11 protein-coding genes are annotated in these 9,637 nt (G+C 68.4%); 7 read left to right on the forward strand and 4 right to left on the reverse strand.

The annotated features are described in order from the left end of the window. The 6 genes from AC1DJN_RS17835 to AC1DJN_RS17860 all read left to right on the forward strand — a co-directional run. Positions 1-419: biotin-independent malonate decarboxylase subunit gamma (locus tag AC1DJN_RS17835; RefSeq protein ID WP_478039643.1), on the forward strand; the 419-nt coding region annotated here is incomplete at its 5' end. Further along, positions 412-1,062 carry a malonate decarboxylase holo-[acyl-carrier-protein] synthase gene (gene mdcG, locus AC1DJN_RS17840; RefSeq protein ID WP_099783206.1) on the forward strand — a complete coding sequence of 217 codons (651 nt, stop codon included), beginning with the start codon at positions 412-414 and terminating at the stop codon, positions 1,060-1,062. The genes AC1DJN_RS17835 and mdcG, both read left to right, overlap by 8 nt. Further along, the gene (gene mdcB / locus AC1DJN_RS17845; RefSeq protein ID WP_080149433.1) at positions 1,059-1,916 is read left to right on the forward strand and encodes a triphosphoribosyl-dephospho-CoA synthase MdcB; all 858 of its coding nucleotides are present in this window, start codon (positions 1,059-1,061) and stop codon (positions 1,914-1,916) included. The genes mdcG and mdcB overlap by 4 nt, the downstream gene beginning before the upstream one ends. Continuing rightward, positions 1,913-2,833, forward strand: a complete 921-nt coding sequence (gene mdcH, locus AC1DJN_RS17850) for a malonate decarboxylase subunit epsilon (RefSeq protein ID WP_478013565.1) — start codon at positions 1,913-1,915, stop codon at positions 2,831-2,833. Before mdcB ends, mdcH begins: the two co-directional genes overlap by 4 nt. 101 nt (positions 2,834-2,934) lie before the next feature. Beyond that, positions 2,935-4,302 (forward strand): SLC13 family permease, encoded by a 1,368-nt coding sequence (locus AC1DJN_RS17855; RefSeq protein WP_333622650.1) that lies wholly within the window; start codon positions 2,935-2,937, stop codon positions 4,300-4,302. Positions 4,303-4,406: 104 nt separating this feature from the next. Next, a complete protein-coding gene (locus AC1DJN_RS17860) occupies positions 4,407-5,126 on the forward strand; it encodes a GntR family transcriptional regulator (RefSeq protein ID WP_032975925.1) in 720 nt (239 codons plus the stop codon). 136 nt (positions 5,127-5,262) lie between these two features. Here AC1DJN_RS17860 and AC1DJN_RS17865 read toward each other — a convergent pair whose 3' ends face one another. After that, complete coding sequence (locus AC1DJN_RS17865; protein WP_442251628.1) at positions 5,263-5,601, reverse strand: hypothetical protein; 339 nt, start codon at positions 5,599-5,601, stop codon at positions 5,263-5,265. A 154-nt stretch (positions 5,602-5,755) separates the two neighbouring features. Here AC1DJN_RS17865 and AC1DJN_RS17870 point away from each other — a divergent pair, with 154 nt between their 5' ends. Further along, the gene (locus AC1DJN_RS17870) at positions 5,756-6,703 is read left to right on the forward strand and encodes a nucleoside hydrolase (protein ID WP_032975923.1); all 948 of its coding nucleotides are present in this window, start codon (positions 5,756-5,758) and stop codon (positions 6,701-6,703) included. 4 nt (positions 6,704-6,707) lie between these two features. On the opposite strand, the gene AC1DJN_RS17875 is transcribed toward AC1DJN_RS17870, so the two are convergent. The 3 genes from AC1DJN_RS17875 to AC1DJN_RS17885 all read right to left on the reverse strand — a co-directional run. Continuing rightward, a complete protein-coding gene (locus AC1DJN_RS17875) occupies positions 6,708-7,982 on the reverse strand; it encodes an MFS transporter (RefSeq protein ID WP_033832073.1) in 1,275 nt (424 codons plus the stop codon). Positions 7,983-8,074: 92 nt separating this feature from the next. Then, positions 8,075-9,388, reverse strand: a complete 1,314-nt coding sequence (locus AC1DJN_RS17880; RefSeq protein WP_442251627.1) for a sensor histidine kinase — start codon at positions 9,386-9,388, stop codon at positions 8,075-8,077. Then, the coding region (locus tag AC1DJN_RS17885; protein WP_478039646.1) for a winged helix-turn-helix domain-containing protein at positions 9,385-9,637 on the reverse strand (253 nt) is incomplete at its 5' end. The genes AC1DJN_RS17885 and AC1DJN_RS17880, both read right to left, overlap by 4 nt.

Genomic DNA, 9,637 nt, shown 5'->3' on the forward strand with positions numbered 1-9,637 from the left:
ACCTCGCACAGACCCTGGACCTGGCCCGCCGCCGTGGCGCGCGCCTGGTCACGCTGGTCTACGGCGAATCGGTCAGCGGCGGCTTCCTGTCGTTCGGGCTGATGGCCGACCTCATCCATGCCCTGCCCGATGCGCAGGTGCGGGTGATGGATCTGCGCGCGATGGCACGGGTGACCAAGCAACCGTTGGAAAAACTGCAGGCGCTCAGCCTRACCTCGCCGGTGTTCGCACCGGGCGTGGAGAACTACGTGGCGATGGGCGCAGTGCAATCGCTGTGGGATGGCGATCTGGCGCATCACCTGCTTGAAGCACTGCGTGCAGCCGTCGACGGTGACCATCGCGCTGCACTGGGCGCCGAACGGGGTGGCCGTACGCTGGCTGCGCAGGTAGCCACTGCTGTGAGCCAGGGCAATGCCTGAGCGGCCCGCCCGGCACACGCTGGTCTGGCTGTCGGCCGATGCCGATTGGCGGGCCGACCTGCCCGCGCACGAGCCGCGTCTTGCCGCCTGGTTCGCGCAGGGCTTCCCTGCAGTGGTGGCGCGTCGTGCCGCGGATGATGCCGATACGCGCCTGCGATTGGGCGTTCCGTTGCCACCGGCCGAAGGCAAGCAGCGCCTGTCGTTGCGCGTACCGCTGTGCGACGTCGCGCACATGCGCGCTCCGCCGGCGTTGAGCGAGCTGCTGGCAGCAGGCGACGCAGGTGTTCCACAGCCGTGGCAGGAATCACTCCACGACCTGCAGGCACTGGCGCCGGCCCGTGTGTTCGGCGCCTTCGCCTGGCAATGGCTGACCGCCCTGCCCTATGTACATGAGCGTTCGGACATCGACCTGCTGTGGCAGGTGACCGATGCCGCGCAGGCCGAGGCGCTGATCGCGCAGTTGCTGGCATGGCAGACCCGCCATCCGCATCGCCTTGATGGCGAGCTGTGCCTGCCCGATGGTGGCGCAGTGAACTGGCGCGAACTTGCCGGCCGCAGTCGCCAGGTACTGGTGAAACGCCTTGATGGAGCCGCATTGGAAGCGCGTGATGCACTGTTCGCCACGCGCGAGGCGATCGCATGATCGCCGCCCCGAAGCCGTTGCCGTCACGCGACGCGGTGGTCGACAGCGCACGCCTGGGACGGCTGGCCATTGCCAGCCTGCACGCCGAGCTGGCGTGCGCCCCGAAGCCGGGCCTGGTCACACCGTTCGACAGCGGCAGCCATGACGACATGGATGCCGGCACTTTCCTGCGCAGTCTTTTCGCCCTGCGCCACTACTTCACGGCGGTGGCCAGGGCCGGTGCCGCGGGCGCCCCCTTCACGGTGCTGCGCGATCACGGTATTGCCGCTGAAGCGGCCATGCTGGTCGCCACCGCCGGCATCAACACCCATCGCGGTGCGATCTTCAGCCTTGGCCTGCTGGTGGCCGCCGCCGCTGAGCGCAGGCGCGTGCATGGCCATGCCGTGTCGGGCGCGCAGGTGTGCCTGGCAGTTCAGCAGTGGAATGACGCACTCATCGCTGCGCCGCTGGACCCGCACAGCCCGGGACAGCGCGCACGTGCGCGTCATGGGGTCTGCGGCGTACGCGAACAGGCTGCCGCCGGCTACCCGGTGCTGCGCGAGCTGGCCCTGCCTGCCCTGCGCCATGCGCTGGACAGCGGCCTGCCGCGCGACGCCGCGTTGTGCCAGACGCTGATGCAGCTGGTGGCACAGGTGGACGATCTGAACCTGCTGCATCGCGGCGGTACCGAGGGCCTGCGCTGGGCGCAACAACAAGCGGCCACATTCCTTTCCGCCGGTGGCGCCTTCGCGCCGGACTGGCGCGTGCGCCTGCAGTCCATCGGCGATGCGTTCGTGAGGCGTCGGCTCAGCCCGGGTGGCAGTGCCGATCTGCTGGCCTGCGCCTGGTTCCTGCTGCAGCAGGAGGGCGCATGAGCCTGGCCCTGCTCTGCCCCGGACAGGGTGCGCAGCATCCGGCGATGTTCGACCATGTGCGCGGCATGGCCGCTGCACGCGCGGTACTGGATGCGGCGAGCGACGCGCTGGGGCGCGATGTGTTCGCGGCCGCGGCCGCCGACGACCGCTTCGACAACGCACAGGCGCAGCCGCTGCTGTGCGCCGCCAGCATCGCGCACTGGCATGCCCTGCGCGGCGCCGTGCCGGACCCGATCGTGGTGGCCGGGTACAGCATCGGCGAACTGGCGGCACATGCCATCGCCGATAGTTTCGACGTGACCACCTGCCTGTCCCTGTCGGCGCAGCGTGCACGATTCATGGACGCCGTCAGTCCGGTCGATGCCGGAATGCAGGCGATGCTGGGGCTGGATCGACAGACGGTGCAGACATTGTGCGAAATCCACGGCACGCACGTGGCGATTGCCAACGGCACAGATCATTTCATCGTTGGCGGCACGCTGCCGGCACTGCGTGCGCTGGCCGCTGCCGCGCACGCACAGGGTGCCGAGGTGCGCGTGCTGCCGGTACATGTGCCGGCGCATACGCCACTGCTGTCGGCGGCGGTCGCACCGTTCGCCGCCGCACTGCAGGCCACCACGTTGCACGCGCCGCGCCTGCCGCTGCTGGCCGGCATCGACGCACGGCCGGTGCGCGACACCGCAGCGGTGGTGCACACGCTGTCCGCGCAGCTGGCACAGACCATCGAATGGGCACAGGTGATGCGCCAGGCCTTCGAGCGCGGCGCACGGGTGTTCCTGCAGCTGGGCCCGGGCAACGCACTGGCACGCATGATCGCGCCGGCCTATCCGTGCTGCGAGGTACGCGCGATCGAGGAATTCCAGAGCCTGGACGGCGCGGCGGCGTGGGTCCGCAGCGCGCTGCAGCGGCTTCAATAACGGGTTTGAGCAGTACGTAACGCGCAGTACGTAACAGGCCATACCCCGGGATGGCGGGCTTCCATCCGTGCAACACGCGAATCAGGTGTCTGGGAGGGCGCATGACTCCACAAATTGCAACGATCATCGGTCTGGTGATCATGTTCATCGTCGCCACCGCGATGCCGATCAACATGGGCGCCGTCGCCTTCGCACTGGCCTTCATCGTCGGCGGGCTCTGGGTCGACATGGGGGGCAAGGAGGTTCTCGCCGGCTTCCCGGGCGACCTGTTCCTGACCCTGGTCGGCATCACCTACCTGTTCGCGATTGCGCAGAAGAACGGCACCATCGACCTGCTGGTGCACTGGGCGGTGAAAGCGGTACGCGGCCATATCGTGGCCATCCCGTGGGTGATGTTCGTGATCACCGCCGTGCTGACCGCCTTCGGCGCGCTGGGCCCGGCCGCGGTTGCGATCATCGGCCCGGTCGCGCTGCGCTTTGCCAAGCAGTACAACATCAATCCGTTGATGATGGGCCTGCTGGTGATCCATGGCGCGCAGGCGGGTGGCTTCTCGCCGATCAGCGTGTACGGCAGCATCACCAATGGCGTGGTGCAGAAGGCAGGCCTGGAAGTCACCGAAATGGCGGTGTTCCTGACCAGCCTCGGCTTCAACTTCATGATGGCCACGATCTGCTTCTTCGCCTTCGGAGGCATCGCGCTGCTGCGTCGCGGTTCGATCACTGCTGCGGGCACGGTGGGCAGCGCGGAGCTGGCGATGGCCGGTGGCCCGCAGGCTTCGTCGCGGCAGTTCGCCATCGAAGGCCACGGTGCGCTGGTCGCAGCCGGTGGTGGCACCCTGTCCAACGATCCGGTGGCACTGGATGCGGTGGGCCTGACCCGCGAGCGCTTGTTCACCCTGATCGGCCTGCTCGGCCTGGGTGTGGCCGCGCTGATCTACAACCTCAACGTCGGCCTGGTTTCGATCACCGTTGCAGTGGTGCTGGCCCTGCTGTCGCCGCAGAGCCAGAAGGGTGCGGTGGACGGCATCAGCTGGTCCACCGTGCTGCTGATCTGCGGCGTGGTCACCTACATCGGCGTGCTGGAACATGCCGGTGCCGTGGACTTCATCGGCCACGGCGTCTCCAGCATCGGCATCCCGCTGCTGGGCGCGCTGCTGGTCTGCTACGTGGGCGGCATCGTCTCCGCATTCGCCTCGTCGGCGGCGGTGCTGGGTGCCACCATTCCGCTGGCCGTGCCGTTCCTTATGCAGGGTCATCTCAGTGCCGCTGGCGTGATATGCGCGCTGGCGGTGTCCTCCACCATCGTCGATGTCAGTCCGTTCTCGACCAACGGCGCACTGGTGGTGGCCTCGGCCGCGAAGGAAGAACGCGAAACGCTGTTCCGCCGCTTCCTGGTCTACAGCGGCCTGGTGGTGGCATTTGGCCCGCTGCTGGCGTGGCTGGTGTTCGTGGTGCCGGGCTGGATGTAAATGCCTGCGGTAGTACCGGTCGCTGGCCGGCAACCTCGTGGATCCGTCGAACGATCACGGGTTGCCGGCCAGCGGCCGGCACTACCTGGCGTTACACTTTCCGCATGGCCATCGCTCCCGCTCCGCGTCCTCCGAAGAAGCGCGCCCCTCTGTATGAGGAGGTGGCCGAACACGTGCGCGAGCGGATCTACGACTACCGCCTGCCGCCGGGCGAGTGGATCGACGAACCGGCGCTGTGCGAGGAACTGGCCATCAGTCGTACGCCCCTGCGCGAAGCGCTGAAGCTGCTCGCCGCCGAAGGCCTGGTGCAGATCGATGCCGGCCGCGGCGCACGGGTAACCCGGCTTACCCTGGAAGACCTCAACCAGCTGTTCCCGGTGATGGCGATGCTGGAAGGCCGATGTGCGCATGAAGCGGTCAAGCACATCGACGACGCAGGCGTGCAGCAGCTGGAAGACCTGCACGCGGCGATGGAAGCGGCGGCCGCCGAGGGCAACATCGCCGAGTACTACCGCAACAACTACCTCATCCATGAGACGGTGCAGCATTACGCCGGCAACCCGTGGCTGATCCGCATCACCCACGACCTGCACCGCATCCTGAAGATGCATCGCGGCCGCCAGCTGCTGGCGCCGGGCCGCACCGCGCAGTCGCTGGCCGAACACCGCGAACTGATGGACTGCTTCCGCCAGCGCGATGCTGCAGCCGCCGAACGCACGATGGAACGCCACCTGCTCAGCCAGGGCCAGGCCTTGGCTGCGTATGTGGCCAGCGGCGGATTGTTGAACGTGCCTGCGCCATTGCCGACCGAAGGCGGAAGCTGAGTTCATGGGGTTGCMGGCCAGCGGCCGGCACTACCCCGGCGAGGCCCGGTCACGGTAGTGCCGGCCCCTGGCCGGCAACCTCGATAGGTCACGTCCGGGTAGTGCCGGCCGCTGGCCGGCAACCTGGAATCTCTCCTCAATCGCCGCCGCCGCAGCCGCCTCCGTCACCACCCCCACCGCTGTCGCCGCTGCCGCAGTCCGAGCTGCTGTAGCTGTGGCTGCTGTGGCTGTCGCCGGAGGAACCACCAGAAGAATCATAGGCGCCACCGCCAGTGCCATCGCCCCGCGCGGGCGAACCATCGGCGGTGGCCATCGCCATGCACACGATCGCGCCGACCAGTGGCAGCAGCCACACCACCAGCAGCTGCCCGGCGCGACTGCTGACGGGAAGGTCATCGCGGCCCAGCACCACGAAGCTGGCCACCAGGTTCAGCCCCAGCACCAGGGCAATCAGGACGAGGGTCACAGCCAGCATGGCGCAGCTCCTTGCGACGGGTTCGGGCCCGCAGACGATACCACCGCCGCCGGTTCGCCCTGCCTGTCATGAAGATGGGACAATGTAGGGCGCGCCGGCCTGCCCTCGGGGCCGCCGGCCCCCCTGCACCACACGGAAGAAGAAGAACAACAACATGCTGAAAGTCATTTTCGATACCGACCCGGGCGTCGACGACGCGCTGGCGCTGCTGTACCTGCACAAGCACCCGCAGATCGACCTGATCGGCGTCACCACCACCTTCGGCAATGCCTCGGTGGAGTCGACCACCCACAACGCGCTGTACCTGAAGCAGGCCTGGGGCCTGTCCGCGCCGGTCGCGCGCGGCGCCGACGGCCCGCTGCAGCCCGAAGCCACCCCGGAAGCCTGGCCGGTACACATCCATGGCCACAACGGCCTGGGCAACCACCCGGTGCCGGAAGCGCTGGACGCAACCGCCGACAGCCGTCCTGCGCACCAGCTGATCATCGACCTGGTGCGCGCCCATCCGGGTGAAGTGACCCTGGTGGCGGTCGGCCGCATGACCAACCTGGCGCTGGCCCTGCAGCAGGCCCCGGACATCGCCGGCCTGGTGCGTGGCGTGGTACTGATGGGCGGTGCGTTCCACGTCAACGGCAACATCACCCCGGCGGCCGAGGCCAACATCTGGGGCGATGCGGAAGCGGCCGACATCGTGTTCACCGCCCACTGGCCGGTCACCGCGATCGGCCTGGACGTGACCACCCGCGTCGAGATGAACCGCGACGGCCTGGACAAGCTGGCCGCGATCGGCGGCGCCGATGCCGAACTGGTCCGCGCCCTGTCGCAGGACTACGTCGACTTCTATCTGCAGGCCGGCCACAAGGGCATGGTCGTGCACGACTGCTGCGCCTGCATCGCCCTGACCCGCCCGGAGCTGTTCCAGTTCGAGCGCGCCAGCGTGCGTGTGGCCACCGACGGCGTCGCCCGTGGCATGACCATTCCCAAGCCGGAAGGCATGGGTTTCGGCCCCAGCGTGTGGGACGGCCATGTCCTGCAGTCCATCGCCATCGGCGTGGATGCGGCCGCGGTGCTGGCCGACATCGAGCAGACCCTGAAGGTCTAAGCGCTCACTGCCCGCCCCGGGACACGGGGCGGGTCTTCGGCACGGTCTCCGGCAGCGTCCACAGCACCGGCAGCACCAGCACCGCCACCAGCGCGATCATCGCCCCCGGTGCCGCCGCCCAGCCGCTGCGTTCCACCCACCATTGCGCCAACCACGGCGTCGCCCCGCCGAACACTGCGGTGGCCATGGTCACCCCCAGCGCCAGACCACTGACCCGGCCCTCGCCGGGGAACTGCTCGGCCGTGGCCGGTGCCGCCACCGCACTGATACCGCCGGCCACACAGGCCAGGCTCACCGCTGCCAGCACGATGCCCAACGGCGCAGCAGAGGCCATCCAGCCGAACATCGACAGCGGCAGCAGCGCCGCCAGCACCGTCAGCCCCAGCAGCAGCGGACGCCGCCCGAAGCGATCGGACAGCGCCCCGCACAGCGGGGTGATCGCGATCACCGCCACCGCCGCAATCGTCGACAGCCACAGCGCATCACCTTCGTCGTGCCCCTGTGCGTGCAGGAATGCTGGCACATAGGTGATGCCCACGTAGTAGGTGATCGAACCCAGTGCGGAAATCGCGAACGTGCGCGCCACCGCACCAGGATGGTTGCGCAGCACGTGCCGCAGCGGCGTAGCCGGAATGCTGCCTTCGCGCCGCTGCCGTTCGAACTCCGGCGATTCGTGCATGCCCGAACGCGCGATCAGGATCACCAGTGCCAGCGCCGCGCCGAAGAAGAACGGGATCCGCCAGCCCCAGCTGTCCAGCTGCGGCGCAGGCAGCAGGGCCACGGTGAGCGCGGAGATCGCCACCGCCAGCAACGCGCCCACTTCGCTGGCCGCCGAGGCCAGCGAGGTGACCAGGCCACGTCGTCGCGCCGGCGCGCTTTCCAGAAGATAGGCGACCACGCCGGTGTATTCGCCGCCCACGGAGAAGGCCATCACGCAGCGCAGGATCAGCAACAGCACGCCAGCAGTCGCACCGGCAGTTGCCGCGGTCGGCAGCAACGCGGTGGCCAGCATGGCCGCGGCCATCAACGCCATCGAAGCCAGCAGCATCCAGCGCCGGCCGAGCCGGTCACCCAGGTGGCCGAAGCACAGCGCACCGAGCGGACGCATCAGGTAGGACACCGCGAACCCGGCCAGGGTGACCAGCATCGCCTCTTCGCCACCGCCGAAGAACACCCGCGACAGCACCGTGGCGAAGTACAGGTACAGGGTGAAGTCGTACCACTCCACCACCGTGGACAGACCGGCCACCCACATCGAGCGCTGCCGTCCTGCGGTCATTGCGTGCTTTCCTTCATGGCCGCAGCGTGTCATGAAGGCGGTGACGATGCAGTAGATCCACGCCATGCGTGGATGGCCTGCCCCGCCAGACTTCAGGCCGGTAACTGCAACAGCGCCTGCAAACCGCCGCCCTCGCGATTGTGCAGCCGTAGAGAACCACCGAGCGATTGCGCCAGCTGCACGGCGATGGCCAGACCGAGCCCGGTACCGCCGGTATCCCGGTTGCGTGAGCTTTCCAGCCGATGGAAGGGCGCCAATACCGCCTGCAGCTGCTCTTCGGGAATACCGGGGCCACGATCGGAAATCCGAATCCACACCCTGCCCACCTCGTCGCGACCGGCATCAATCTCCGCGCTCCCGGCATAGCGCAAAGCGTTGTCGACCAGATTGCCGACCACCCGCCGCAGTGGTTGCGGCCACGTCTGCACGATCAGGCCGCTCGGGGCGCCACCACTGACTGGCTTGCCCACGTCCTGGTAATCGCCGACCACGCTGGACAGGAATGCCGCCAGATCCATTGCCACCGGCTCACCACTGGCCACATGGCTGCTGCGCGCGTACGCCACGCCTTCGCGTACCAGCTGTCCCAGATGGTCCAGGTCGGCCAGCAGCCGTTGCTGGGTGGCGTCTTCAGGCAGCGTTTCCACCCGCAGCTTCATCCGCGTGATCGGCGTCTGCAGATCGTGCGAGATCGCCGCCAGGATCTGCAGGCGTTCACTGACATGACCCCGGATGCGGGCCTGCAGTGCGTTGAGTGCCGTTGCTGCGGTGCCTACCTCCGCGGGACCGTCTTCAGGCAGCGCCGGCCCGTCCTGGCCGGGCTGCAGGTGCTCCATCGCGTGCGACAGCTGTGCCAACGGCCGCATCGCCAGCCGCACCGCCAACCATGCGCACAGCAGCAGCAGCGCCAGCTGCGCCATCAGCACCAGCGGTAACCAGCGTGCCAGTGGCAGGCCGGACGGTGTGACCTCGATGGTCAGCGGCGTGCCGTCGTGCAGGCGCAGCTCCACTTCGAAGCGCTCGGGCATACGCGAGACCTGCCGCGCCTGCAGCGGATATCGATGCCACAGACTGTCATCGATGATGCTGGTGACCTGCCGCGCACGATCAGTCTCCGGCGCAGGGCCGGCCGCGGCCGGGCGCAGCAGATAGCGGTAGGTTCGCCGTTCCAGACGCGGCACCCACGCTTCGCGCTCGCTGGCGGGCAAGCGCTCCAGCAAGGCCACGCTTACGGCCACGTCCTCGTCGAGGTTGCGCAGCATCATGCTGCGGGTGGACTGGTAGCGCTCGTAGAACAGCAGGCCGAACGACAGCGCATGGGCCAGAGTCAGCCCACCCAGCAGCAACAGCAGCAGCCGCGCCGACAGCGTGCGCGGCCACGGCAGGCGGCGCGCCGCGGCGTTCATTCCTCCGGCCCCAGCAACTGCACCGGCACGCTGAACACATAGCCTTCGCTGCGCACGGTCTTGATGTAGGTCGGCTCACGCGCATCGTCGCCCAGGCGCTGGCGCACGCGGCTGACCAGCAGGTCGATCGAGCGGTCGAACAGCTCCGCATCGCGGCCCTGGGTGAGGCTGAGCAGCTGGTCGCGGCTGAGCACACGGTTGGCGTGGTCAAGGAACACGCGCAGCAGCCGGAACTCGGCGCCGCTGAGC

The organism is Stenotrophomonas sp. 05L414_2 (genome assembly GCF_056397905.1).